Source organism: Arthrobacter paludis, assembly GCF_056782315.1.
On record NZ_JBXAEW010000010.1, the window covers coordinates 63,223 to 86,943 of the forward strand.

Below are 23,721 nucleotides of genomic sequence, written 5' to 3' on the forward strand. Positions count from 1 at the left end.
CTACGCCCCGCCCGTGGCGAGCATCGCGGCGACCTCGGAGTCGGCGATGCGCCGGAACGCGCGCCGCGACCCGCGCAGCGCCAGCGGGTCCCGGTCCAGGACGGAAACCTCCAGCAGGGCCGGCCCGGCGCCGTCGGCCGACATGGCTGGCAGGGCCCGCGCCGCCGCGGCGACGGCCTCGGCGAAGCCCGCGCTGGCGGGGTCCCGCCCGGCCGGCACGCCGGAGAGCGCCTCCGCGATGGGCCCGGGCTCCCCGCCCATCACGACGCTGCCGCGCTCGTCGGAGATCGAGCCGTCGAAGGTGAGCCGGAACAGGTGGTCGGCCGCCGGGTCCTCCCCCACCTCGGCGACGGCCAGCTCGACCTCTAACGGCTTGCTGTCGGCCGTGAACACCGCCCCGAGGCTCTGCGCGTAGACGCTCGCGAGCCCGCGCCCGGTCACGTCCCCGCGGTCGTAGGAGTAGCCGCGCGTGTCGGCGTACCGGACGCCGGCCTGGCGCAGCGACTCGAACTCGTTGTACTTGCCGACCGCGGCGAAGCCGATCCGGTCGTAGATCTCGCCGGTCTTGCGCAGCGAGCTCGACGGGTTCTCGGCCACGAACGCGATCCCGTCGGCGCAGCTGAGCACCACGACGGAACGGCCCCGGGCGATGCCCTTCCGGGCGAAGTCCGCCCGGTCCTTCATCAGCTGCTCGGGCGAGACGTAGAACTGCGCCGTCACCTAGGCCTCCCTTCCCGCGGCGGAGCGGTCCGCCACGATGGCCGCCGCGACGGCGGCCAACTCGTCCTCGGGCACCCGCTGCGCCCCGGGCTCGGCCACGGTGTACACGACCGGCCACAACTGCCTGACCAGGTCCGGCCCGCCCGTGGCGGAGTCGTCGTCGGCCGCGTCGTAGAGCGCCTCGACCGCGATCCTCACTGCCGCGTCCCGCTCGAGGGCCGGACGCCACAGCTTCTTCAGGGCCCCGCGCGCGTAGACGGAGCCCGAGCCGATGCTGTGGTGCTCGATCTCCTCGTAGCGCCCGCCCGTGATGTCGAAGGAGAAGATCCGCCCGACTCCCCGGCCCGGATCGAACCCGGCGAACAGCGGGACGACCGACATACCCCGCATGGCCAGCCCGAGGTTGGCCCGGACCATCGAGGCCAGGCGGTTGGCCTTGCCGTCGAGGCTGAGCAGCGTGCCCTCGATCTTCTCGTAGTGCTCCAGCTCCACCTGGAACAGCCGCGCCATGTCCAGGGCGGTGCCCGCGGACCCGGCGATCCCCACGACGGAGTACCGGTCCGCGGGGAGCACCTTCTCCATGTGCCGGCTCGCGATCACGTTGCCGATCGTCGCCCGGCGGTCGCCGGCCATCACGACGCCGCCCGCGTACTCGAGGGCGACGATCGTGGTCGCGTGGCGCTGTTCGCCGGACTCGGCGCCGGGCGCGGCCGGGAGCAGCTCGGGCCGCTCCCGGGCCAGGTACTCGACGAAGGACGGACCCGCGGGCAACTCCACCTACTGGCCGCCCTTCTGCACGAACCCGCGCACGAACTCCTCGGCGTTCTGCTCGAGGACCCCGTCGATCTCGTCGAGCAGGTCGTCGGTGGCCTGCGACTGGGCCTGCGCCTCGGCGGACGGGGCGGCGGGGGCCGGCGCGCCGGCGTCCTCCTCGTCCTGGCGCTGCTCGGTGGGCTCCGACCGGTACTGTTCCTGGGCCATGGGGTCCTCCTGGTCTCGCTACCGCGGCGGGTGCCGCCGTGTTCCCATCTTGCCACCTGTGGCGCGGCGCACCACCTATGCCTCTTTCCGCCCGCGGCGAAGCCGGTCGACGAAGTCGCCGATGTCGTGGCGGGCGTCGAACAGCGGCCCCACCAGGTCGCGGGTGCCGCGCAGGGGCTCCATCATGGCGACCCGCTCCAGGCCCGGGCGGCCGGGGACGCTGAAGATCACGGAATCCCAGCTGGCGCCGACGACGTCGTCGGGGTACTCCGTGAGCGCGCGGCCGCGGAAGTAGGCGCGCGTGTCCGCCGGCGGCTCCGACACGGCGGCGGCGATCCGCTCCGGCGGCACCAGGGTCTCCATCAGGCCGCGGGCCACCAGCCGGTGGTAGAGGCCCTTCTCGGGCCGGATGTCGGCCCACTGCAGGTCCATGAGCGCGATCCGGTGGTCGTCCCAGGCGAGCCCGCCGCGTTGCCGGTACCCCTCCATGAGCTGCAGCTTCGCGACCCAGTCGACCTGCCGGGCCGCGGCCGCGACGTCGCGGCGCAGCGTGTCCAGCACCGCCTGCCAGCGCCGCAGCACGTCCGCGGTCTGCCCCTCGGCGTCCGCCCCGGTGTCCGCGCACAGGGCGCGGGCGGCGTCCAGGTAGGCCTGCTGGATGTCCAGCGCCGTGGCCCGCCGGCCGTCGGCGAGTTCGATGGTGCGGGTGAGCGTCGGGTCGTGGCTGACCTGCTGCACGGCGCCGACCGGGTGGCGCAGGGCCAGCTGGGGCGCGCGCCCGGCCTCGACCAGTGCGAGCACGAGGGCCGTCGTACCGATCCGCAGGTACGTCGAGACCTGGCCCAGGTTGGCGTCCCCGGCGATCACGTGCAGGCGCCGGTACTTGTCCCACGCGGCGTGCGGCTCGTCGCGGGTGTTGACCAGCGGGCGGCGGATCGTCGTCTCGAGCCCCACCTCGGCCTCGAAGAAGTCCGCCCGCTGGCTGATCTGGAACCCGGGCTCGCGGCCCGTGACGCCCAGCCCCACGCGGCCGGCCCCGCAGAAGGCCTGCCGGGTGGCGAAGAAGGGCAGCAGCGCCGCGGCGATGGCGTCGAAGGGCACGTCCCGCGGGACCAGGTAGTTCTCGTGCGCGCCATAGCTGACGCCCTTGTTGTCCGTATTGTTCTTGTACAGCAGGACCGTCTCGCCGCCCTCGGCGATCCGGCGGGACGCCGCCAGCATCACGGCGTCCCCGGCCTGGTCGTGGACCACGGCGTCCAGCGGCCCGGTCGTCTCCGGGGACGAGTACTCCGGGTGCGCGTGGTCCACGTAGAGCCGGGCCCCGTTGCCGAGCACCATGTTCATCAGGACGTGCTCGTCGCGCGTGTCCTCCGTGTACAGGGTCTCGCCGGCCCGGGCGTCGCCGCCGGCCAGCGCGACCTCCTCGGCGGTGAGCTCCCGCGCCTCGTCGGTCAGCTGGGAGGGGTGGGCCTGCACCCGGGGCACGGTCCAGCCGCGCGCGTCGGCGAGCGGGGACTCGTCCGAGAAGTCCCAGCGCGTCCCGGCCAGCGGCCCGCGGCCGCGCCGGACGACGGCGGCGTACGCGTTGACCACCTGCGCGGAGAGCACGGTCGGGTTCGCGCCGGCGCGTCCCGGCGCGAGGATCCCGTATTCGGTCTCGAGCCCGACGACGCGGCGCACCGTCACAGGTACTGCCCCGTGTTCTCGTAGGGCCCGCCGTGCCCCTCGGCATCGATGGAGCGGCCCGAGCCCGCCTCCCCCTTGCTCTGGATGATGGTGCGGATGTAGGTGATCCGCTCCCCCTTCTTCCCGGAGATGCGCGCCCAGTCGTCGGGGTTGGTGGTGTTGGGCATGTCCTCGTGCTCGTGGAACTCGTCGACGACGGCGCCGAGCAGGTGGTCGATGCGCAGGCCCCGCTCCCCCGTGGTCAGCAGCTCCTTGATGGCGGTCTTCTTGGCCCGGTCCACGACGTTGCGGATCACGGCCCCAGAGTTGAAGTCCTTGAAGTAGAGGGTCTCGGTCTCGCCGTTGGCGTACGTGACCTCGAGGAACTCGTTCTCCGGGACCGTGGCGTACATGGCCTCCACGGTGCGCCGGATCATGGCCTGGATCGTCGCGTGCGGGTCGCCCCCGTGCTCGGCGACGTCGTCCCGGTGCAGGGGCAGCGAGTCGACCAGGTACTTGCCGAAGATCTCCGCGGCGCCCTCGGCGTCCGGGCGCTTGACCTTGATCTTCACGTCGAGGCGGCCCGGGCGCAGGATGGCCGGGTCGATCATGTCCTCCCGGTTGGAGGCCCCGATGACGATCACGTTGTCCAGCTTCTCGACGCCGTCGATCTCGCTGAGCAGCTGCGGGACGATCGTGGTCTCCACGTCGGAGGAGACCCCGGTCCCGCGGGTGCGGAACAGGGAGTCCATCTCGTCGAAGAAGACGACGACCGGGTTGCCGCCGGTGGCCTTCTCGCGCGCCCGGGCGAAGATCAGGCGGATGTGGCGCTCCGTCTCGCCGACGTACTTGTCCAGCAGTTCCGGGCCCTTGATGTTCAGGAAGTAGCTGCGGGCCCCGCTCTCCCCGCGCAGTTCCGCGGTCCGCTCCGCGAGCGAGTGGGCGACGGCCTTGGCGATGAGCGTCTTGCCGCACCCGGGGGGCCCATAGAGGAGGATGCCCTTCGGGGCGGTGAGCCCGTGCTCGCGGTAGAGGTCCGCGTGCAGGAACGGGAGCTCGACGGCGTCGCGGATCTGCTCGATCTGCGGCCCCAGTCCGCCGATGTCCGCGTAGGAGATGTCCGGGACCTCCTCGAGGACGAGGGACTGCATGTCCGACAGGTGGACCCGCTCCACGGCCAGCCCGGTGCGCGGGTCGACGGCGAGCGTGTCGCCCACGCGCACCTTCTCCTGCAGCAGCGGCGCGGCCAGCCGCACGACCTTCTGGTCGTCCGCGCGCCCCACGGCCAGGACGCGCCCGTCGTCGAGCACCTCCTTGACGGCGACCAGGTCCCCGGCCTGCTCGAAGCCGAGGCCGGCGACGACCGTGAGCGACTCGTTGAGCAGGACCTCCTGCCCCACGGCCAGGAGCTTGAAGTCCAGCAGCGGCGACACGGCGACGCGCAGCTTGCGTCCGCCCTGGACGATGTCGACGCTTTGCCCGCCGGCGGCGGCGATCGCGGTGCCCTTGGCCGGGGCGCCCTTCGGGTTGATGGCGACGATGGTCCCGTAGCTGAAGGGGGTCTCGCCGTCCTTGTCGAGGGCGGCCTTGAGCGTGACGATCTCCTCGCGCGTCCGCTCGAGCATGGCCACGAGCCGCTGGTTGTTGGCCGTGGCGGTCCCCAGTTGCCGGTCGAGGTTCCGGGACTTGTCCCGGAGCACGTTCAGCTGCCGCTCGGCCGCGGCGAGCTGCGCGGCGAGGCGCTCCTCGCGCCCGCCCGGCTCGGCGCCGGGCCCCGTTCCCTCCGGCTTCGGTTCCATCGACATCGGCACCTCCCGTGACTGGGACCCCATCCCGGGCCCCGTACAGCCATCGTAGCCAGCGCCGACCCCACCGCCACCCCGGCGTGTCGCGCGTCCGCATGGCGGACGGGTGGCTGCCGCGAGACGACCCCCCGCGGGCGAGGAGACCGGATATGCAGGGTGGCCTCGTCCGCGGCGGGTCGTGTCGTCCGCGGCGGGTCGTCTCGATACCGGCCCGCCCACGCCGGCCGGGCTACTGCGGGTCGGCCTCCGGGCTGGCGGGACGGCCGCCGTCCCCGGCGCCGTCGTCCGCCCGGGCGCCGCCGTCGTCGCCCGCCCCGAGCAGCGGGTGCGGCGCCGCATCGCGCCCGGCGCGGCGCAGCTTGCGGTCCGAGACGCCGCGCTCGCCGATCGCCTCGGGCGTCCAGGCCTCGGGCTCGTGGCCCTGGGTCCAGGCCCGGACATCGGCCTCGGCGAACTCCGTCGACTTGGGGCGCTTGCTGCCGGGGATCCCGCGGGCCCCCTCGGCGAGCCGCCGGCATGTCATGAGGAAGCCGGTGTGGGCGACCATGCGGTGGTCGGGCCGCACGGCGAGGCCGTCGAGGTGCCACCCGCGCACCATGGACTCCCACGCGTCGGGCTCGGTGAACCGCCCGTCGGCGCGGATGGCCTCGGCCGTGCGGGAGAGCTGCGTGACGGTGGCGACATAGTTCACCCACACCCCGCCGGGGGCCAGGACGGTGGCGACGGCGTCGACGCACTCCCACGGGGCGAGCATGTCCAGGACCACCCGGTCGACCGATCCCGGCTCTTCGGACTCGACGACCTTCTCCTGGAAGTCGCCCAGCGTGATGTCCCAGGCGGGGTGCTCGGCGCCGAAGATCGTCTCGACGTTCCCGCGGGCGATCTCGGCGAACTCCTCGCGGCGCTCGAAGCTGTGCAGGTAGCCGTGGTCCCCGACGGCGCGCAGCAGCGAGATGGACAGCGCCCCGGACCCCACGCCGGCCTCCACGACGCGCGCGCCCGGGAAGATGTCGCCCATGGTCACGATCTGGGCGGCGTCCTTGGGGTAGACGACGGCGGCGCCGCGCGGCATCGACAGCACGAAGTCCTTCAGCAGCGGGCGCAGCGCCTGGTAGCGGTGCCCGGTGGTGTTCTCGACGACGCTGCCCTCCGGCCTGCCGATCAGCAGGTCGTGGGCCAGCACCCCCTTGTGGGTGTGGAACTCGCCCCCGGGAACGAGCGTGATCGTGTTGATCCGGCGCTTCTCGTCGGTGAGCTGCACGCGCTCGCCGGCGGAGAAGGGGCCGCGGCGGCGCGAGGCCCCGGTGGGCGTGTGGGCGGTGTCGGAGGGCGTCATGGGTTCCGGTCTTTCTGGTGGGGAATGGTCTGGGGGTGCCGCTTAGCGGCGCTTGCCGGTGATCGCGGCGACGACGGCGGACTGGACGAGGAGTCCGACGACGCGGCCGGCGGGGTCGACGACGGCGTACTCGCTGCCGGCCAGCGGGGCGAGCCGGTCGATGAGGTCCCGGCCGGCGGCCTCCGCGGAGACGACGGCGCCGGGGGCCAGGGCCCTGGCCACCGTGCTCGCGGGCGTGGTGGCGCGCAGGGGGCCCGGGACGGACCGCAGGGAGGCGGAGTCGACGATGGCCTCGGGGGCGCCGCCGGGTCCGGTCAGCAGGACCGGTTCGCCGTAGCGCCCGACGTGGGCATCGAGGTCGGCGACGCTCCAGCCCGCCGGGACCCCGGTGGCGGGGACCATGAGCTCGCGCGCGGCGATCCGCGGCAGGCGGAGGCGCATCCGGGCGTTCGCGATGGCCTGGGACGCCCCGGTCCACAGGAACGCCGAGACCAGCAGGCCGATGATGGCCAACTGCAGGTCGGGCGACCGCCCGAGGGCGTAGGGCAGGACGACGAAGTAGGCGACGAGGGCGACGACGATGACCCGTCCGGCCCACCCGGCCGCGACGGTGCCGCGCTCCTGGGAGCCGGTGGCGGACCAGACGGCGGACTCGACGAGCCGTCCGCCGTCCAGGGGCAGCCCGGGCAGGACGTTGAAGATCGCCACGAGCAGGTTCGCGTACTGGAAGAAGACGAGCAGCAGGCCCGCGGCGCCGGCCGGTTCGGCCGCTGCCAGCACCACCGTGGCTATTCCGGCCAGGGCGAAGTTCGCGGCCGGGCCGGCGAGGGCGACGGCGAGGGAGCTGCCGGGCGTCGCCTTGACGCTGCCGAACTGGGTGTGCCCGCCCATGAGGGTCAGGACGATCCGGGCGCCGGGCCAGCCGTACGCCCGCGCGACCAGCGCGTGGGCCAGTTCGTGCGCGAGCACGGAGAGCAGCAGCAGGAGCGCGTAGGCGAGGGCGACGGCGTAGGCGGTGGCCCCGCTCCCGGGCAGCCTCCGGGCGACCTCCGGACCGAAGAGGACGACGATGGCCGCGGCGATGACGAACCAGGACCACGCGAGCGAGACCGGGACGCCGCCGATCCGCCCGAGCGGGATCCCGCTGCGCGGCTCCCCGGTCCCCTCGGGCCCGCCGGATCCCGCGGGCGGGGCCGGGCGGGGACCCGGGTTCACCGGGGCCCGCCGGCGCGGACCAGGGCGTCGAGGTGCGCCGCGGTGGCGCCGGCGAGCGTCTCCCAGCGCGTCCAGCCGCCCGGCTCGGGGACGGCGCCCACGTTCGGCACGCCGATGGTGGTGGCCCCCGAGGCGACGGCGGAGGCGATGCCGGGGGCGGAGTCCTCGATGGCGACGGCGCGGTGGGCCACGAGTCCCGGCACCTCGGGGGCGAGTCCCCGCAGGGCCGTCAGGTACGGCTCGGGGTCGGGCTTGCCGCGCTCGACCGCGTCCCCGGTGACCAGGAACCGGAACGTCCCGGCGGGCAGCGCCCCGGCCACGGCCTCGGCCAGGGGCGCCTCGGACATGGTCACGAGGACGCAGGGCACGCCGTGGGCGCGGAGGTCGGCGAGCAGCTCCCGGGCCCCCGGGCGCCAGGGGGCGGTGTGGGCGACGTCGGCGCGGACGGACGCGCTGAGCACGTCGATGATGGACCGGATGTCCAGGCGGACGCCAGCGTCCTGGAGCATGGCCGCGCTGGTGGGCAGCGCCTGTCCGACCAGCCGGCGGGCGTCGGCGTCGGTCCAGGTGCCGCCGTGTTCCTCGACGAGGCGCTTCTCGGCGGCGATCCAGTAGGGCTCGGTGTCGACGATGGTTCCGTCCATGTCCCACAGGGCCGCCTGCAGTCCGGTGGCAGGGTCGATGGCGGGGCTGTCGTCGGCGGGGGCGTCGGCGAGGGTGGGCATGGGGCCGATTCTACCGCCGGGGATGCGCCCGGGCGGCGGGGCGCTAGGGTGTGAGGCGTGGCAGAGGAATTCGAGGAGCGCAAGTCGTTGACCGACATCGTCGCCGAGACCCACGGCGGCGAGGGCGCGAAGCGTCCCGCCATCATGGTGGTCGCGTTCGAGGGCTGGAACGACGCCGGCGAGGCGGCCAGCGATGCGGTGCGGCTCCTGTCCCGCGAGTGGGACGCCCGGAAGATCGGGCAGCTCGCGGACGACGACTACTACGACTACCAGTTCTCCCGCCCCACCATCCGGCGCACGGCGGCCGGCAAGCGGACCGTGCGCTGGCCGACGACCCGCTTCTACCGCACGTCCCTGCCCGGCGCCCCCGTCGACGTCGTGCTGGTCCGCGGCGTGGAGCCGACGTACCGCTGGCAGGCGTTCACCGCGGAGCTGCTGACCCGGGCCGAGGAGGAGAACGTCAAGGCGGTGGTGCTGGTCGGCGCGCTGCTGGCCGACGTGCCGCACACGCGCCCCATCCCGGCGAGCGTCACGAGCGAGGACCCGCAGCTCCGCCGGCTGCTGCCGGCCGAGACGACGACGTACGAGGGCCCGACCGGCATCCTGGGCGTCCTGGCCGAGACGTCCGACTCGGCCGGGCTGCCCACGGTGTCGATCTGGGCTGCGGTACCGCACTACGTGGGGCAGTCCCCGTCCCCCAAGGCGACGCTGGCCCTGGTGCGGCACCTCGAGGAGGTCCTGCACGTGGCCCTGGACGTGCACACGCTCGTGGAGGACGCGGAGGCATGGGAGCGCGGGGTGAACGAGCTCGCCGGCGAGGACCCCGAGGTCGCCGCCTACGTGGAGCAGCTGGAGCAGGCCCAGGACGCGGCCGACCTGCCGGAGGCCACCGGCGAGTCGATCGCCCGGGAGTTCGAGCGGTACCTCAAGCGCCGGGACCAGGGCGGCGGTCCCGACCCGTCGGGCTCCGCCTAGCCCACGCCCGACCCGGGCCGGACCCTGTGCCGCCCCGCGCGGCGTGCGCGCGGTCGGGCGGCGGCCCGGCCCGGAATCAGCGCAGGCGCAGGCCCAGCAGCGCGTCGACGGCGTCGGCGACGGCGTCGGCCGCGGATCCCGCGCCGGGGCCCTCGGCCTCGGACGCGGCCCAGGCGTCGAGCGCATCGAGGGCGCCGGGGGCGTCGAGGTCGTCCGCGAGGCGCTCGCGGATCGACTCGATCAGGCGCCGGGCGTCCGCGTCGGTGGCCGTGGCCAACCGCGCGCGCCACGCGTCCAGGCGGCCCCGCGCCTGGGCGAGCAGTTCGTCGGTCCAGAACCAGTCGCTGCGGTAGTGCTGCCCCAGGATCACCGCGCGCACGGCGACCGGATCCTCGCCGGCCTCCCGCAGCTTCGAGACCAGGACGAGGTTGCCGAGGGACTTGCTCATCTTCTCCCCGTCGAGCCCCACCATGCCCGTGTGCACGTAGTGGCTCGCAAGGGGCAGGCCGTCGGACGCCGTCGCGTGCCCGGCCGAGAACTCGTGGTGCGGGAACACCAGGTCAGAACCGCCGCCCTGGACCGTAAAGGGGGCCGGCAGGAACCGCCGGGCGATGACGGAGCACTCGATGTGCCATCCGGGACGGCCAGACCCGAGGGGTCCCCCGTCCCAGGACGGCTCGCCGTCGCGCGCGGCCCGCCACAGGAGAGGGTCGAGCGCGTCGCGCTTGCCGGGACGCTCCGGGTCGCCGCCGCGTTCGCCGAAGAGCCCGAGCATCGTGTCGCGGTCGTAGCCGCTCATCCGGCCCAGCTCCCAGGCGTCCTGGGCCGCGGCCCGGGTGTCGAAGTAGACGTCGCCGTCGGGCTCGCCGCCGGTGCCAGGCACCCGGTAGGCGAGACCGTCCTCGAGCATCGCGGACACGACCGGCACGATCCACGGCACGGACTCGACCGCGCCGACGTAGTGGTCCGGGGCGATGACGTTCAGGGCCTCCATGTCCCGCCGGAACAGGTCGGTCTGCTCCTCGGCGAGCTCACGCCAGTCGGCGCCGGTGGCGGCGGCCCGCTCGAGGAGCGGATCGTCGACGTCGGTGACGTTCTGCGTGTAGGTGACGTCCAGGCCCGCGTCCCGCCACTGGCGCACGAGCAGGTCGAACGCCACGTAGGTGGCGGCGTGGCCCAGGTGCGTGGCGTCGTAGGGCGTGATTCCGCACACGTACAGGCTGGCGGCGCCGTTGGTCTCCGGCGTGGCGGTGCCGCCGAGCGCGGTGTCGTGGATGCGCAGCGGGGCGGGCGACCCGGGGACGTCGGGGATGCGCGGCGAGGGCCAAGCGTGCACGGTGTTCCTTTCGCGGGGGGTGGAGCGGGCGGCGGCTAGACCGGCTGGATGACGTTCAGGCCGAGCAGGATGTAGAGGACCGCGCCGAGGCCGATCCGGTACCAGACGAAGAGCCGGTAGTTGTGCGTCGAGATGTAGCGCAGCAGCCAGCCCACGACCACGAAGCCGACCACGAAGGCGATGCCGGTGGCGAGCATGGTCTCGCCGAGCCCGTACGGCCCGCTCTGCCCGTCCTCCGTGAGCGCCTTGCCGAGCTTGTAGAAGCCGGAGGCGACGACGGCGGGGATGGCGAGCAGGAACGAGTAGCGGGTGGCCGCCTCGCGGGTGTAACCGAGGAGCATGCCGCCGGTGATGGTGCCGCCGGAGCGGGACACGCCGGGGATGAGCGCCATCGCCTGGGCGAGGCCATAGAGGATGCCGTGCTTGACGGTGAGGTGTTCCAGCCGGCGCTGCTGCCGGCCGATGGTGTCGGCGACCGCGAGGATCACGCCGAAGACGATCAGCGTCGTGGCGGTGATCCAGAGACTGCGGAACGTCGAGTCGATCTGCTCCTCGAACAGCAGGCCAAGCACACCGATGGGGATGCTGCCGATGATGATGAACCAGCCCATCCGCGCGTCGGGGTCGCTGCGCTCGACCGTGCCGCGCAGGGACCCGAACCAGGCCTTGATGATCCGCACGATGTCCCGCCAGAAGAACAGGACGACGGCGGCCTCGGTGCCCAGCTGCGAGATCGCCGTGAACGTGGCGCCCGGGTCCTGCGCGTCCGGCAGGAACTCGCCGACGATGCGCAGGTGGGCACTCGATGAGATCGGCAGGAACTCGGTCAGGCCCTGGACAAGGCCCAGCAGGGCGGCTTCGATCCAATTCACACCCGAGACACTACTTCACGCCGGGCGCGGGACCCGATTCGCTCCCTGGTGAGCCGCGTCATGCCCGGCGGGCAGCCCCGGCGGGAGCCGGCGGCGTCACCCCTGGGCCAGTTCGTCCCCCGCGGGCTCTTCCCCCCACTCCTCGTCTTCGTCCTCGTCCTCGTCGTCGTAGAGGTCGAGCGGGGTGACCTCCCCGTAGGCGTCGTAGAGTGCGTCCTCGTACTGCTCGAACGCGTCGGCCACGGCGAGGAACGCGGACTCGACGGCGGGGTCGTTCTCGCCCCGCCGCGCGGCGACCGCGTTGAGGTGTTCGCCCAAGGCGTTGGTCAGGGCCTCCAGTGCCACCCGGGGATCGATGCTCATGGGCTAGACGTTACCCGCTCCACAGGGACAATGGACAGGACATGATGGAAAAAGCACCCACCGTTCCCCACCGCTTCACCGACCCGTCGGGCGACTTCGAATACATCGTCGTCACCGTGTATCCGGGCCAGTCGCTGGCGGAGGCCCGCCGCGCCCTCATCGAGCACGCCGAGTACGGCAAGTGGGAGCTGAGGCGCAGCCTGCTGTACTTCGGCGGCGTGCGGAAGTTCTGGATGCGCCGGCGGCTCATGCGCGTGGAGCGGACCCTGCCCCCGCGCGGCTGAGCCGGACTACGGCGACGGCGGGCCGAGGAGCCAGTTGGCCACCGTAGAGTGCGCGGATTCCGCGTCCGACGGGTGGTAGAGGCTGGCCAGGGCGTCCCGGTGGAGCCGTTCGAGCTCGGTGCCCCGGAAGTACTGCCCGCCGCCGGAGACCTTCAGCGCGATCTCGGCGCACCGCCGGGCAGCGTCACCGGCGCGCGTGCGCAGCGTGACCAGGCGTGGGAACCAGCTGGGGCCGTGGTCGGCGACCGCGTCGAGGTCCGCGGCCGTCTGGCGCAGGAGCGCGTCCACGGCGAGGACCTCGAGGCCGGCGTCGGCGACCTGCCACCGGATGTCCGGGTCCTGGTCGTAGGGGCGTCCCGCGAACTTCAGCGACCGGCGCCGCGCGGGCAACTCCGCGGCCAGCTGCATGCCCCGCTCGGCCACACCGACGTAGACGGAGGCCGTCAGCGTGAGGAAGGAGCCGAAGATCCCGAAGACCAGCGGATCCGGGTTCGGGCCGACCGGCAGGCTGCTGTGCACGGACTCGGCCGGGGCGACGGCGCCGTTGAGCCGCGTCGAGTTCGACTGGGTGGCCCGCATGCCGAGCGTGTTCCAGTCGGAGCCGACTTCGACGCCCGGCGCGTTGCGGTGGAGGAATGCGTGGACGAGCGCCTCGCCGCCGTCGGCGTCCGTCTTCCCGAACACGCCGAGCCGGGTCCACACCGGGGACAGCGACGTGAAGACCTTCGTGCCCGTGAACGCGTAGCCGCCGTCGCTCGTGGGCTCGGCCTTCGTAGTCGAGTCGAAGAGCACCTGGTCGTTCCCGGCCTCGGAGACGCCGAAGGCCATCACCTCGCCGTCGGCCACCCACCGGCGAACCATCCCGAGCCTGTCGTCGCCGCGTTCGGCGAGAAGCCGCCAGACCCCGGTCCAGACCAGATGCATGTTCACGGCGAGCGCCGTGGGCGGGGAATACGTGGCCAGAAGCCGCTGGGCCGCGGCCGTCCGGGCCAGCCCCCAGTCGTGGCCCCCGTCGGCCTCCGGCAACATCGCGCGCAGGTACCCGGCCGAGCGCAGCTCCTCGAAGTCCTCCGCGCAGAACGCGTTCTCGGCGTCGTACCCGGCGGCGCGTTCGCGGACCCGCGCGAGCAGGTCGGGGGTGAGGACGTCCCGGATGTCGGTCATGGAGGCCCCTCTCGGGTCGGTCAGTAGGTGGTCAGGAGTCGGTGCAGGACCCGCGTGCCGAAGCGCAGGGAGTCGGTGGGGACCCGCTCGTCGACCCCGTGGAACATGCCGGTGAAGTCGAGGCCCTCCGGCAGCCGCAGCGGCGCGAACCCGTACCCGGTGATCCCGAGGCGGGCCAGGTGCTTGTTGTCGGTGCCGCCGGAGAGCATGTAGGGCAGGACGACGGCGTCGGGGTCCTCCGCGGCGAGGCTGGAGACCATCGAGTCGACCAGGTCCCCGGCGAAGGGCACCTCGAGTGCGCGGTCCCGGTGGATCTCGGTGATGTCGATGCCCTCCCCAGCCAGGCCGCGCAGGGTCTCCAGCACGAGTTCGTCCTGGCCGGGCAGCGTCCGGCTGTCGATGAGCGCCTCGGCCGACCCGGGGATGACGTTGTGCTTGTAGCCCGCGGTCAGGGCCGTGGGGTTGGACGTGTTCTGCAGCGTGGCCCCGACGAAGCGGGCGACGGTGCCCAGCTCGTCAAGGAGCGCCTGCGGGTCGTCTTCCGTGAACTCGATGCCGGTCAGGTCCGAGATCGCCTCGAGGAACGCGCGCGTGGTCTTGGTGTACTCGATCGGCCACTCGTGCCTGCCGATCCGGGCCACGGCCTCGGCGAGCCGCGTCACCGCGTTGTCGTCGTTGATTTGGGAGCCGTGCCCCGCGCGCCCGGAAGCGGCGAGCTTGAGCCAGGCGATCCCCTTCTCGGCGGTCTGCAGGAAGTAGGCCCGGCGTCCGCCGACGGTCGCGGAGAACCCCCCGACCTCGCTGATCGCCTCCGTGGCTCCCTCGAACAGCCCGGCGTGGTTTTCGACCAGGTGCCGCGCGCCGTAGACGCCGCCCGCCTCCTCGTCGGCGAAGAACGCGAAGACGATGTCCCGCCGCGGGGGCGTGCCGTCGCGGTGCATTTGGCGCTGGACGGAGAGGATCATCGCGTCCATGTCCTTCATGTCGACGGCCCCGCGTCCCCAGACGCAGCCGTCGCGCACCTCGGCCGAGAACGGGTCGACGCTCCAGTCGGCCGCCGCCGCGGGGACGACGTCGAGGTGGCCGTGGACCACGAGCGCGGGCAGCGAGGGGTCGGTGCCCTCCATGCGGGCGACGACGCTGGCCCGCCCCGGAGCGGACTCGAAGATGCGCGGCTCCAGCCCCCCGCCCTCCATGAGGCCGGCGGCGTATTCGGCCGCCTCCCGCTCACCGCGGGCGTCGTTGTTGCCGTAGTTCGACGTGTCGATGCGGATGAGCTCGCGGCAGATGTCCACGACCTCGTCGGCCGCGACGGGGCCTCCGCCTGCCGTCCGGTCCTCGCCCATGGCGTCCCCTTCCGTTGGTGTGCCCGTGCGTGTCCAGCCTAGCCAGAGCGGCAAGAGGGCGGAATTGGGACTTCGCCGCAGGTCGTGTTAGAGTTTTACTCGCTGCTTTCGCAGGGGGAACGCCGGGGGAACCGGCGGAGCCAATGCGAAAGTGACCACCTGCGCGGGTGGCGGAATAGGCAGACGCGCTAGCTTGAGGTGCTAGTCCTCGTATAGAGGGTGGGGGTTCAAGTCCCCCCTCGCGCACAAGAAAGGCCCTAGTCAGAGCAATCTGGCTAGGGCCTTTGTTGATGGATGCGCCAAATTGGTTGATCGCGTCGCTAGTATCCCGGTTCATGGCGAGCATCAGGATCATGGACAGGCGCGATGGGACCCGGGCGTACCAGGTCCTCTGGCGGGACCGGGACGAGGGCAAGCAGACCTCGCGCACGTTCGACGACGAGAACGAGGCCCGGCTGCTCCGGGACTTCCTGAACGCCAACGGCCAGTCGTTCCGGCTCGCCGTGCAGGCCGCGGCGGAGTACCGCTCGAAGGCGCCGGCCGTGGCCGACGTCGTGGCCCGGCACATCGACTCGCTCACCGGGATCGAGCCGGGCACGCGCGGACGCTACCGCCGGCTGCTGGCCAACCACATCGAGCCGCACCTGGGCCACCGGCCCGTGGACAAGCTCGCCCGGCAGCAGGTGCTGGATTGGTTCGAGGAGTCGCTGGACCTGTCGGCGAAGTCGAAGAAGAACGTCCACGCGCTGCTCTCCAGCGCGCTCGGCTACGCCGTGGAGCAGGGCTGGGCGGCCGAGAACGTGGCGGTGGGGATCAGGGCACCCAGGACGGCGCCCAGGACGCGTGAGCCGGTGTTCCTGACCCGGGAGCAGGTCGACGTCCTCGCGGAGGCCATAGAGCCGCGGTACGCGACTCTGGTGCACTTCCTGGCCGGGTCGGGCCTGCGATACTCGGAGGCCGCGGCGCTGCGGCGCCGGGACATCCCCAAGCGCGACGGCCGGTACACCGTGCAGGTGACGCGGGCGTGGAAGCGCGGGGCCAGCGGATTCGTGATCGGCGGCCCGAAGTCCCCGAAGTCCCGCCGCTCTGTGGTCCTCCCCTCGTACCTGGTGGAGCCCATGGACGCACAGCTGCGCCCGCTCGGGCCGGACGGCCTGGTGTTCGCGCGTGCCGGCGGCACGGCCCTGCACAACGGGCACTTCCACGAGCTGTACTGGCAGCCGATGGTCAACCGGCTCACGCACCCCGACCACGAGGATCCGCTCGAGGTCCGGCCCGCGCCCCACGACCTGCGGCACACGCACGCATCCTGGTTGATCGCCGCCGGCGTCCCGCTGCCCGTGATCCAAGTGCGATTGGGCCACGAGACCATCAAGACCACCGTCGACACGTATGGGCACCTGCTGGACAACGCGGACCAGCTCGCCGCCGACGCGCTCGGCTAGGCCAGCGGCTGGACCTCGACGCTGGAGAGCGACTCCCGCTCCCCCGGCGTCAGGCAGGCGAAGCGGTCCTCTAGCACCCAGGGCGTGACGTTGAGCGCGTCGGCAAGCTCGGCGCAGTCGCGCGCCCACGGCAGCTCCCGGCGCAGGGCCTCGAGTGGGACGAGCCAGCACGCGGTCCGGCAGCGGACTTCCCATTCGGTGGCCTCGGGTTGCGGTCCGTCGTGGCCCAGCTCGAAGTGGATGAGCTCGTGGGCGAGGACGCAGCGCGCCTCGGTCTCGGTCAGGCGCGGGTCGAGCCAGATCCGGGATCGCCCGTCCGTCGCTCCAAGCAGGCCGGCACCAGGCTTCCTCCAGATCACGCGCGCGCTGCCCAGCGCGGCCAGTCTCCCCCATGGCATGGCGACAGGCTAGCGATGGTACGTGACATTATGTCGAACGTATGTTCGACTGATGCTTGGGGGTAGCATGGCAAGCTGACCGCGAGGGGGAACACCATGGCCAACAAGTCGGCAATCGAATGGACCGAGGTCACCTGGAACCCGGTCACGGGCTGCGACCGCGTCGCCGCAGGGTGCGATAACTGCTACGCCCTGGCCCTGGCGAAGCGCCTGAAGGCGATGGGCGCCGAGAAGTACCAGAACGACGGGAACCCGGCGACGAGCGGCCCAGGGTTCGGCGTGACCATCCATCCCGCGGCCCTCGACCAGCCGTACGGGTGGAAGGCCCCGCGCACCGTGTTCGTGAACTCGATGAGCGACCTCTTCCATGCGAAGGTCCCGTTGTCCTTCGTCCGGGACATCTTCGACGTCATTCGCGAGACCCCACAGCACACCTACCAGGCGCTGACGAAGCGCGCCCACAGGATGGCCCGGTTGGCCGACCAGCTGGACTGGCCGACCAATCTCTGGATGGGCGTCTCCGTCGAGGACCACACGGTCACCGACCGTATCGACCACCTCCGCGAGGTGCCGGCGGCCGTACGGTTCCTCTCCTGCGAGCCTCTGCTCACCGCACTGCCGAACCTGGAGCTCGACGGAATCCACTGGGTCATCGCCGGCGGCGAGTCCGGACCCAACCACCGCCCCATGGAGCAGGCCTGGGTCGAGGACATCCGCGACCAGTGCCTCGCCGCCGATGTGCCCTTCTTCTTCAAGCAGTGGGGCGGACGCACTCCCAAACAGAACGGACGAGCGCTCGCCGGCCGGACCTGGGATCAAATGCCGGCGCCTGCCGTAGCGGTCTAGTTCCGTGCGATGACAGCATCCCACCACCTGTCTGGTCGGCGGTTGGCGATGATTCCCTCCGCCGCCAGCTGCTTCCATGCGGCCTTCAGCTCGGCTTCGCCGGCGGTCCCGAGAAATGGGCCGTAGATCTCTTCGATGTGCGAAGGCAGCGAGATGACGGAATTCCGCTCGAGCTGGGTCAGGAGCGCTTGTTTGATATGGGTTGTGCCCGCGACCTTGAGATCCGCTTCCGACCTCAAGAAGTCTGGCGTGAGGTCCACATCGAAAAGCGCGTCCGGGGCCTTGACCGATTCTGCGTACTGTTCCCAGTCCTGCTCGCGCCAGCGCTTGTGAGCCCGAGCCGCTGAGTCGACGAAGAGCAGCTTGGCGGCGTTGTGCTTGTGGAACAGCATCAGAGAAAAAATCGGGCCGGTATTGCGGCGGCGCCGGATCGGAACAGCAAGCGATTCATAGCCGGAGCGTGCAGTGAGCATCTCCCTGTAGCGGTTTGCGACCCTTGCTGCTGCCATGGATGCGGGCCTGTAGTTGCCCGATTCTTCCGCAATCCGTTGGGCGTCCTTGAAGTCCTCGTGCCACCAGTCGCCGCCTAGGAAGCGGTCAGCCGCAGCGATAGATTTCGCTGCTGGACTCGAGTCGGAGCCGTCCCAATCGCGCAGCAGGCCGCCGATACGCCACACTGCCGACAGGCTGAAGTTGAGTAGCACTTCGGTTGACACTTTGCCGCGCATCAGGATCCGCTCCACAACCGTGTCCGGATCAAGCGCAGTCCCGAAGGGATCCAGGAAGAAGAGGGACGGACGCCCCTCGATAGCCGCAAGCACGTCGTCCAGGCGGTCTTCGATGGAACCGAGAAGGGGGCCAACGACATCGACGCCTCGCCCTTCAGACTCGACGACGTCCCGAAGCTTGGCCGCAGTGCCAGCCGACTTCTCCACGAACACACACCGCACACGAGCCTTCGCAGCCGTGCGAGCAACTTCCATCGCGATCGCCGGAGAACCTTCCTCGTCGCCTGCGTATCGCCCGGCGCCCGCATAGCCATCTACGAACGCAACGTCCGTGGCCCAGCTCCCCATTTTCGCCGCCCAGGCTGTTAGATAGTCCCGCAGCAGCTTGTGCTTGAAGACGGCAGCGGTTTGAGGCGCTGCAAAGAATTCGGCATTGTTAGACATGGTTCCCCCCTGATCCCTGAGTAACTGACTACCTTCCGTCCGGTGGCGCCTGAGATTCCTCTCCGGCCCCGCCGTACTCCTCGTCGAACTGGTCCCGGGTTAGCTCGTGCCCAAGCGGCTGCTTGTGGGCAGCGATCTGGGCCGGCGGTTCGTCGTCCTCCGATATGCGCTGGACATTCCGGGCAGCAGGCTGCTCATCCTCGGCGCCGCCGGCGATCATCACGTCAATCGGCATCCGCCGCTCCCCCACTGGAGGAGCCCAGCGGCTCCCCGGCCGGATCTTCTGTTCATCGCCAACACCACGGCGTGGCGGGTCATCTCCCCCGCGCTCGCCGGTTGGCTGTTCGTCGTCGTGTCGTGACATGGCATGGGTGCCCTCGCTCTGCGTGGAGCGCATCGCTTCGACCAGGCTCATGACGAGTTGGCGGTCGCGTGCGCTCAGTTCCGTTGACGCGTGAACGGCAGCATCCAGGGAGGTTGTGTCGGCACGGAGGTCCACGCCCATGCTCGCCATAGCTGCACGAGCGACTTCGGCCTCCGGCACCTGCAGCACCTCGGCGAGCATCTTGACCGTGCTCCCCTTGATCGAGACGATCCCGCGGTTCTTCATGCGGGAGAAATTCGACGTGGTGATGTCGAGGCCTAAGCGGTGCGCCCGATTCCCCAGTTCTCGATCAGACCAGCCGTTAGCCTCCTGGGCGGACCTGATCAGGTCGCCGAGCGGATTGTTGCTGTTCACGATCGGAAGTCTTTCCGGGAGTTCGGCTGGGGGCAAAGCGAGCGGACACAGCGCACATGCCCCTAGTGGACACCAGAAACTCTACACACGACCAGTCGCAGAACGCCGGAACCAGAGGGCACGCGGGCGCGATCAGTTGACAGGGTGGACACTGGCGACGCATCATGAGTTCGAAAAGTGGACACAACGAGTTGTATTGGAGTACGGTGATGTCGCAAGCAAGGACCGCAGTGATTGGAGATCTCTGGATGGAACTCAGGGACCGAAAGATGCTCCAGCGGCTCATGATCGTGCAGGGGGTCTCGAATCGAGAACTCGCCAGGCAGGCGGGTTGGAAGTCGCACAGCTACATGAATCGCCTGGTTCGCGGAGACGTGAAGACCCTAGAGCCCGAGCCCGCCTTGAGGATCGCGAAATTTCTCGGGGTCGGGGTCGAGGATCTTTTTTTGACCCAAGTGAGTACTAAAACAACTCACGCTGAACACTTCCAAGCACGGAGGGCGTCGTGAATCTTCGACTGTTTGACCCTGCGGAGACGGCGGCGAAGCTCGGCCCGCACGTGACGGAGTACGAGATCCGGGCGCTGGTTCGGCGTCGGGAGGTGGCCTACACGCGGGGCTCCCGCGGGAAGGTCCTGTTCACACAGGCGCAGATCGATGCCCTGGTGAAGCACATGGAGCGGCCGGCCGAGCCGAAGCCGGCCCCCGCGCCGGTCCTGGCGGAGCAGGCCGAGGAGCCCGCGGACATCTTCCGCACGACGTCCCGCTCGAAGCGGGCACACGACAAGGCGGCCGGCCGCAAGGCCGTCTGACGGAACGCCAGACAAAGAAAACGCCGCCGGCTGCGGGAACAGCCGACGGCACCGAGTCCAGATCGGAGCTGAACTCATGTCCAGTGTAGAGACCACCCAGCATCAGGGCATCCCGCCCGAGGCCTTCACCCCGGGCACCACTGTTTTCGACCGCGAGTATGGGCACCGCGGCGTCGTCATCGCGGAGAGCCCGCAGATCCGGGCCGAGTACCCGGGCATGGTCGGCGTCCAGTGGCTGAACGGCCACCGCACCCAGACCAGTCCCCGCGTCATCGGTATCGTCGGCGGCTCGGCGAACGCCGCCGCCGTCGCCCAGGACCCGGACGAGGCGGAAGCGGTCCGCCTGACCGGCACGGTGCCCTCCGCGCAGACCCCAGCGTCCGGCGTCGCCCCGACCCTGGCCGAAGTCCTCGCGCCCCCCGAGATCGCCGGCCAGGAGCGCCAGTATCTGCTCCGCGCCGACGAGGGGCCCATCATGGGCGCGATCCCCTGGCCGCCCTCGGACACTGTGACGGCCATCCACACCACAGACTCCCGGTCGGACGTGTCCCCCTCGTCCGGCCGGGCCAAAACCCCGGACGCCGGCCGCACTCCCCCGCGCTCGCCGTCCGGGAACGAGCCGGCCGCCGCCGACCCCCGGGGCGCGGCCGGCAACGCTGGGGCGCCCGTCCCCCCATCTGCGGGCGCCCCGGCTACCTTCCATGACGTCGTGGCAGCCGCCGTCCGCGACATCGCGTGGCGTGAGCAGTGCATCCGCGAGGAGCTCGAAGAGATCACCCACAAGCGCCGGCTGCTCGCCGCCGAGGTCGACAACGGTCTTGCGTATTGGGACCGCGTCCGCGGGCTGGTCGAGGACCTCCGCGGGTATGGCACCTCGGTCCGGGACCTCGCAGGCCGCATCGGCCCTTGGGCGGACCAGACCGGGTGGGAGCTCGAGCAGGCAGAGGCCGCCGCGGAGCGCCAGGCGGAGGGCCTGGAGCAGTGAGCTGGCATTCGAGGCCCTCGTTCTTCCAGGCCGTCGTCCCCGAGGGCGCGGCGACCCCGCAGACCGAGGCCGCGTACGCGGACAGGGACCGGCGGGTGAAGGCCCTCGACGACGCGAAGACCGCTGCGAAGTCCCTCCTCTACGGGCTCGACAGGTTTAGCGCCCTGAACGCGACGGACCAGGTCGACGCCGCACTGGAGCACGTGACCCGTCTGGCCGACCGAACCGACGACGCCATGGAGGTCCTCGAGCGGGTAACCCAGCTGTTCCTCGACCAGCACTACGCCCAGCCCGAACCGGAGAGAACGGACACCTGATCATGGAACAGCCCATCGGCCTCTTCGACGCCCAGCGCTCGCCGTTCGACGCCCTCCGTCGGGTGCGTGTGGACGGTTCGGAGTTCTGGTCGGCGCGCGACCTGATGCCGGTCATGGGGTACGAGCAGTGGAAGAACCTTATGGTCCCGCTGGGCCGGGCGATGACGACGGCGCGGAACCAGGGCCACGACGTGGACCGCAATTTTTCGGGATCGCGAAGAATTACCGCGACCAAGCCGCAGCAGGACTACGAGCTGTCGCGGTTCGCGGCCTACCTGGTCGCGATGAACGGGGACCCGAACAAGGCGGAGGTCGCCGCGGCGCAGGCCTACTTCGCGGTGAAGACCCGGGAGGCCGAGACCGCGCCGTCGCCGGGGGAGCCCCTGGACGAGGACGAGCTGATGGCCCGGGCCCTGGTCGCCGCGAAGCGGAAGATCGACGAGCGCGACCGGCAGCTGGCGGTCGCCGCGCCGAAGGCGGAGGCGTTCGACACGTTCCTGTCCTCGGCCGGGGACTACTCCGTGAACGAGGCCGCAAAGATCCTGGCCCGCGACCACGACATCCTCACCGGCGAGAAGCGCCTGCGTGCCCGGCTCGAGGAGTGGGGCTGGGTGTACCGGCAGGCCGGAAAACCCCGGGCGAAGCAGGCGCAGGTCGACTGCGGGCGCCTCGCCGAGAAGGCGCAGTTCCACTACCACCCGGAGACCGGGGAGAAGGTCGCCGACCCTCCCCAGGTCCGCATCACACCGAAGGGACTGGCCGCGATCCGCGACCGCCTCACGAAGGAGCCTGCAGCATGACCACGATCATCGAGACCCCGCACCAGCATGGGATCAGGGAGCAGATCGCCCGGGCCGTGGAGCTTCTTGGCCGGGCGGCGCGCGCCGCGGCGACGGGCCAGCCCCGGATGGAGCGGCTCTACCTGGACAACGCGTTGGCGGCCATGCGGCGGGCCAGCGACGACACGGTGTTCGACCTGATGTCCACGGTGTTCGCGAAGTCCATGCTCGTCGCGGCGCTCGGCGCCCGTCCGGCCCGCAGCGCCCCGCGTGCCCGCCCCCGGATGCGCACGCAGGAGCGCCCGGGCGAGTGGATCAGCGTTCCCGCCGTCGGCTCGGTCGCCCGGTTGCGGGCTGTCGCGCCTCCTGTGCTGGAGGGCGACGAGCTCGCCGGGTATGTGCTGCGCGGCCACGGGGACGCCCGGTGACGTATCTGCCTCGCCAGTACCGGCACATCATCATCCAGCCCACCGGGGAACCACCCCGCAGGGACAGGCCGCAGGTGAGCTTCCGCTCGAAGCAGGACCTCAAGGACGCGGTGGTCCTCGCCGCCCGCACCGTCTGGCCCAGGGCACGGCGCATCGACGTCGAGGTCCGTGGCCACTTCTCGGCCTGCACGGGCCGGATCCTCGTCGATTCCCGCGACGCTGCGGGCTTCAACCCAGTCACCGAACGGCCCCTCCAGGCCCCGGATACACTCCCAGGAGTCACCCCATGACCAGCTTGCTCCGACCACCGTCGCCGGCCGTCGCCGCGCGCCGCCGTACCGTCCTCGTGTACCTGCCCGCAGTCATCGCCGCCGGGCTGCTCTGGGCGGCCACCCAGGCCACCCTGGCGGGCCCCGCGGTCCTCGCCCTCGCCGTCGTCACCGCTGCCGCCGCGGCGGCGGTCCTCGACCTGGGGAGGTTCCAGTGAACGGCCCCGAGGCCCTGCTCGCCGTCCTCGTTGCCGCCGTCGTCGCGGTCCTGGCCCTCGCCGTCGTCCTGGTCGGGACCGTGGCCCTGCTGCACGCCGCGGTGTACGCGGCCCGGCACCGCCGCCGCGAGCGGGACCGCCGCCGGCGCCTCCGCGCCGCGGCAGCCCGCGGTGCCCTGGACCCGCACCTGCTGGCCAGCGCCCGCCACCTCTCCCGGGGCGGTGGCAAGCCGTGACCACGGAAGCCGAGTTCCTCGGCAACGTCACCCCACTCGCGGCCGCCCGGGCCCGCGCCGAGCACCCCGCCGGCCGCCGACCCGCAGGCGAACGCGCGGACGACGCCGCCCAGGCCTCCGCCGACCTCCGCACCGCGGCCGCCATCCAACTCCGCCACGCCGCCCGCGCCATCGACAACGCCACCGACACCAGCCAGGCGCTCGCCGTGGCGGCGTCGGCGGTCTCCAACCTGGCCGAGGCCATGAGATTCGACCAGCAGGCGGACCGCCTGCGGAACCCGAGAGGCTGAA

Annotated in this window: 30 protein-coding genes and 1 tRNA gene; 15 read left to right on the forward strand and 16 right to left on the reverse strand. The window is 71.6% G+C overall.

What is annotated here, in order from left to right:
* The 8 genes from prcA to AC1Q5D_RS09975 form a co-directional block, all read right to left on the reverse strand.
* Complete coding sequence (gene prcA / locus AC1Q5D_RS09940; RefSeq protein WP_481738436.1) at window positions 1-720, reverse strand: proteasome subunit alpha; 720 nt, start codon at window positions 718-720, stop codon at window positions 1-3.
* The gene (gene prcB / locus AC1Q5D_RS09945) at window positions 721-1,497 is read right to left on the reverse strand and encodes a proteasome subunit beta (protein WP_481738437.1); all 777 of its coding nucleotides are present in this window, start codon (window positions 1,495-1,497) and stop codon (window positions 721-723) included.
* Window positions 1,498-1,701 (reverse strand): ubiquitin-like protein Pup, encoded by a 204-nt coding sequence (locus tag AC1Q5D_RS09950; RefSeq protein ID WP_481738438.1) that lies wholly within the window; start codon window positions 1,699-1,701, stop codon window positions 1,498-1,500. It lies immediately after the preceding gene.
* Window positions 1,702-1,776: 75 nt separating this feature from the next.
* The gene (gene dop, locus AC1Q5D_RS09955) at window positions 1,777-3,387 is read right to left on the reverse strand and encodes a depupylase/deamidase Dop (RefSeq protein WP_481738439.1); all 1,611 of its coding nucleotides are present in this window, start codon (window positions 3,385-3,387) and stop codon (window positions 1,777-1,779) included.
* Window positions 3,384-5,171, reverse strand: a complete 1,788-nt coding sequence (arc, locus tag AC1Q5D_RS09960; protein WP_481738440.1) for a proteasome ATPase — start codon at window positions 5,169-5,171, stop codon at window positions 3,384-3,386. Before arc ends, dop begins: the two co-directional genes overlap by 4 nt.
* Window positions 5,172-5,400: 229 nt before the next feature.
* A complete protein-coding gene (locus AC1Q5D_RS09965; protein WP_481738441.1) occupies window positions 5,401-6,507 on the reverse strand; it encodes a tRNA (adenine-N1)-methyltransferase in 1,107 nt (368 codons plus the stop codon).
* A gap of 42 nt (window positions 6,508-6,549) precedes the next feature.
* A complete protein-coding gene (locus AC1Q5D_RS09970) occupies window positions 6,550-7,722 on the reverse strand; it encodes a site-2 protease family protein (RefSeq protein ID WP_481738442.1) in 1,173 nt (390 codons plus the stop codon).
* Complete coding sequence (locus AC1Q5D_RS09975) at window positions 7,719-8,447, reverse strand: HAD family hydrolase (protein WP_481738443.1); 729 nt, start codon at window positions 8,445-8,447, stop codon at window positions 7,719-7,721. Before AC1Q5D_RS09975 ends, AC1Q5D_RS09970 begins: the two co-directional genes overlap by 4 nt.
* Window positions 8,448-8,534: 87 nt before the next feature.
* Here AC1Q5D_RS09975 and AC1Q5D_RS09980 point away from each other — a divergent pair, with 87 nt between their 5' ends.
* Entirely contained in the window at window positions 8,535-9,422 is an 888-nt protein-coding gene (locus AC1Q5D_RS09980; protein WP_481738546.1) for a PAC2 family protein, read from the forward strand.
* A gap of 76 nt (window positions 9,423-9,498) precedes the next feature.
* Here AC1Q5D_RS09980 and mshC read toward each other — a convergent pair whose 3' ends face one another.
* The 3 genes from mshC to AC1Q5D_RS09995 all read right to left on the reverse strand — a co-directional run bounded on the left by mshC (window position 9,499) and on the right by AC1Q5D_RS09995 (window position 11,993).
* Complete coding sequence (mshC, locus tag AC1Q5D_RS09985) at window positions 9,499-10,758, reverse strand: cysteine--1-D-myo-inosityl 2-amino-2-deoxy-alpha-D-glucopyranoside ligase (protein WP_481738444.1); 1,260 nt, start codon at window positions 10,756-10,758, stop codon at window positions 9,499-9,501.
* Window positions 10,759-10,793: 35 nt separating this feature from the next.
* Window positions 10,794-11,630 carry an undecaprenyl-diphosphate phosphatase gene (locus tag AC1Q5D_RS09990; RefSeq protein ID WP_481738445.1) on the reverse strand — a complete coding sequence of 279 codons (837 nt, stop codon included), beginning with the start codon at window positions 11,628-11,630 and terminating at the stop codon, window positions 10,794-10,796.
* A 96-nt stretch (window positions 11,631-11,726) separates the two neighbouring features.
* Window positions 11,727-11,993 (reverse strand): hypothetical protein, encoded by a 267-nt coding sequence (locus AC1Q5D_RS09995; protein ID WP_481738446.1) that lies wholly within the window; start codon window positions 11,991-11,993, stop codon window positions 11,727-11,729.
* 41 nt (window positions 11,994-12,034) lie between these two features.
* On the opposite strand from AC1Q5D_RS09995, the gene AC1Q5D_RS10000 reads away from it, so the two are divergent.
* Window positions 12,035-12,277: a DUF5703 family protein gene (locus tag AC1Q5D_RS10000; RefSeq protein ID WP_481738447.1), complete on the forward strand. Its 243-nt coding sequence runs from the start codon at window positions 12,035-12,037 to the stop codon at window positions 12,275-12,277.
* A 6-nt stretch (window positions 12,278-12,283) separates the two neighbouring features.
* Here the strand turns inward: AC1Q5D_RS10000 and AC1Q5D_RS10005 are convergent, their stop codons facing one another.
* Both AC1Q5D_RS10005 and AC1Q5D_RS10010 read right to left on the reverse strand, forming a co-directional pair.
* Window positions 12,284-13,441 carry an acyl-CoA dehydrogenase family protein gene (locus AC1Q5D_RS10005; RefSeq protein WP_481738448.1) on the reverse strand — a complete coding sequence of 386 codons (1,158 nt, stop codon included), beginning with the start codon at window positions 13,439-13,441 and terminating at the stop codon, window positions 12,284-12,286.
* Between the two features lie 20 nt (window positions 13,442-13,461).
* Window positions 13,462-14,787 (reverse strand): M20/M25/M40 family metallo-hydrolase, encoded by a 1,326-nt coding sequence (locus AC1Q5D_RS10010; protein ID WP_481738449.1) that lies wholly within the window; start codon window positions 14,785-14,787, stop codon window positions 13,462-13,464.
* A gap of 161 nt (window positions 14,788-14,948) precedes the next feature.
* On the opposite strand from AC1Q5D_RS10010, the gene AC1Q5D_RS10015 reads away from it, so the two are divergent.
* Both AC1Q5D_RS10015 and AC1Q5D_RS10020 read left to right on the forward strand, forming a co-directional pair.
* Window positions 14,949-15,033: transfer RNA gene (locus AC1Q5D_RS10015), tRNA-Leu, on the forward strand.
* Between the two features lie 89 nt (window positions 15,034-15,122).
* Entirely contained in the window at window positions 15,123-16,232 is a 1,110-nt protein-coding gene (locus tag AC1Q5D_RS10020; RefSeq protein ID WP_481738450.1) for a tyrosine-type recombinase/integrase, read from the forward strand.
* Here AC1Q5D_RS10020 and AC1Q5D_RS10025 read toward each other — a convergent pair.
* Window positions 16,229-16,630, reverse strand: coding sequence for an ImmA/IrrE family metallo-endopeptidase (locus AC1Q5D_RS10025; RefSeq protein WP_481738451.1), 402 nt, complete (start codon window positions 16,628-16,630; stop codon window positions 16,229-16,231). The two genes, AC1Q5D_RS10020 and AC1Q5D_RS10025, sit on opposite strands and share 4 nt — an antisense overlap.
* 96 nt (window positions 16,631-16,726) lie before the next feature.
* Between AC1Q5D_RS10025 and AC1Q5D_RS10030 the strand changes: the two genes are divergently transcribed.
* The gene (locus tag AC1Q5D_RS10030; protein WP_481738452.1) at window positions 16,727-17,476 is read left to right on the forward strand and encodes a DUF5131 family protein; all 750 of its coding nucleotides are present in this window, start codon (window positions 16,727-16,729) and stop codon (window positions 17,474-17,476) included.
* Here the strand turns inward: AC1Q5D_RS10030 and tcmP are convergent.
* Window positions 17,473-18,648 (reverse strand): three-Cys-motif partner protein TcmP, encoded by a 1,176-nt coding sequence (tcmP, locus tag AC1Q5D_RS10035; protein ID WP_481738453.1) that lies wholly within the window; start codon window positions 18,646-18,648, stop codon window positions 17,473-17,475. The genes AC1Q5D_RS10030 and tcmP overlap by 4 nt on opposite strands.
* A gap of 28 nt (window positions 18,649-18,676) precedes the next feature.
* Window positions 18,677-19,387, reverse strand: coding sequence for a helix-turn-helix domain-containing protein (locus AC1Q5D_RS10040; protein ID WP_481738454.1), 711 nt, complete (start codon window positions 19,385-19,387; stop codon window positions 18,677-18,679).
* 284 nt (window positions 19,388-19,671) lie between these two features.
* Between AC1Q5D_RS10040 and AC1Q5D_RS10045 the strand changes: the two genes are divergently transcribed.
* The 10 genes from AC1Q5D_RS10045 (at window position 19,672) to AC1Q5D_RS10090 (ending at window position 23,720) form a co-directional block, all read left to right on the forward strand.
* The gene (locus AC1Q5D_RS10045; protein ID WP_481738547.1) at window positions 19,672-19,896 is read left to right on the forward strand and encodes a helix-turn-helix domain-containing protein; all 225 of its coding nucleotides are present in this window, start codon (window positions 19,672-19,674) and stop codon (window positions 19,894-19,896) included.
* On the forward strand, window positions 19,893-20,198 hold the full coding sequence (locus tag AC1Q5D_RS10050) for a hypothetical protein (RefSeq protein ID WP_481738455.1): 306 nt from the start codon (window positions 19,893-19,895) through the stop codon (window positions 20,196-20,198). The genes AC1Q5D_RS10045 and AC1Q5D_RS10050 overlap by 4 nt, the downstream gene beginning before the upstream one ends.
* 76 nt (window positions 20,199-20,274) lie before the next feature.
* Window positions 20,275-21,183: a hypothetical protein gene (locus AC1Q5D_RS10055; protein WP_481738456.1), complete on the forward strand. Its 909-nt coding sequence runs from the start codon at window positions 20,275-20,277 to the stop codon at window positions 21,181-21,183.
* Complete coding sequence (locus AC1Q5D_RS10060; protein ID WP_481738457.1) at window positions 21,180-21,500, forward strand: hypothetical protein; 321 nt, start codon at window positions 21,180-21,182, stop codon at window positions 21,498-21,500. The genes AC1Q5D_RS10055 and AC1Q5D_RS10060 overlap by 4 nt, the downstream gene beginning before the upstream one ends.
* A gap of 2 nt (window positions 21,501-21,502) precedes the next feature.
* Window positions 21,503-22,300 (forward strand): phage antirepressor KilAC domain-containing protein, encoded by a 798-nt coding sequence (locus tag AC1Q5D_RS10065; protein ID WP_481738458.1) that lies wholly within the window; start codon window positions 21,503-21,505, stop codon window positions 22,298-22,300.
* Window positions 22,297-22,707, forward strand: coding sequence for a hypothetical protein (locus AC1Q5D_RS10070; protein WP_481738459.1), 411 nt, complete (start codon window positions 22,297-22,299; stop codon window positions 22,705-22,707). Before AC1Q5D_RS10065 ends, AC1Q5D_RS10070 begins: the two co-directional genes overlap by 4 nt.
* Window positions 22,704-22,997: a hypothetical protein gene (locus AC1Q5D_RS10075; RefSeq protein ID WP_481738460.1), complete on the forward strand. Its 294-nt coding sequence runs from the start codon at window positions 22,704-22,706 to the stop codon at window positions 22,995-22,997. The genes AC1Q5D_RS10070 and AC1Q5D_RS10075 overlap by 4 nt, the downstream gene beginning before the upstream one ends.
* Window positions 22,994-23,194 carry a hypothetical protein gene (locus AC1Q5D_RS10080; RefSeq protein ID WP_481738461.1) on the forward strand — a complete coding sequence of 67 codons (201 nt, stop codon included), beginning with the start codon at window positions 22,994-22,996 and terminating at the stop codon, window positions 23,192-23,194. Before AC1Q5D_RS10075 ends, AC1Q5D_RS10080 begins: the two co-directional genes overlap by 4 nt.
* A complete protein-coding gene (locus AC1Q5D_RS10085) occupies window positions 23,191-23,430 on the forward strand; it encodes a hypothetical protein (RefSeq protein ID WP_481738462.1) in 240 nt (79 codons plus the stop codon). Before AC1Q5D_RS10080 ends, AC1Q5D_RS10085 begins: the two co-directional genes overlap by 4 nt.
* Entirely contained in the window at window positions 23,427-23,720 is a 294-nt protein-coding gene (locus tag AC1Q5D_RS10090; RefSeq protein WP_481738463.1) for a hypothetical protein, read from the forward strand. Before AC1Q5D_RS10085 ends, AC1Q5D_RS10090 begins: the two co-directional genes overlap by 4 nt.
* Window position 23,721: the final 1 nt, after the last annotated feature.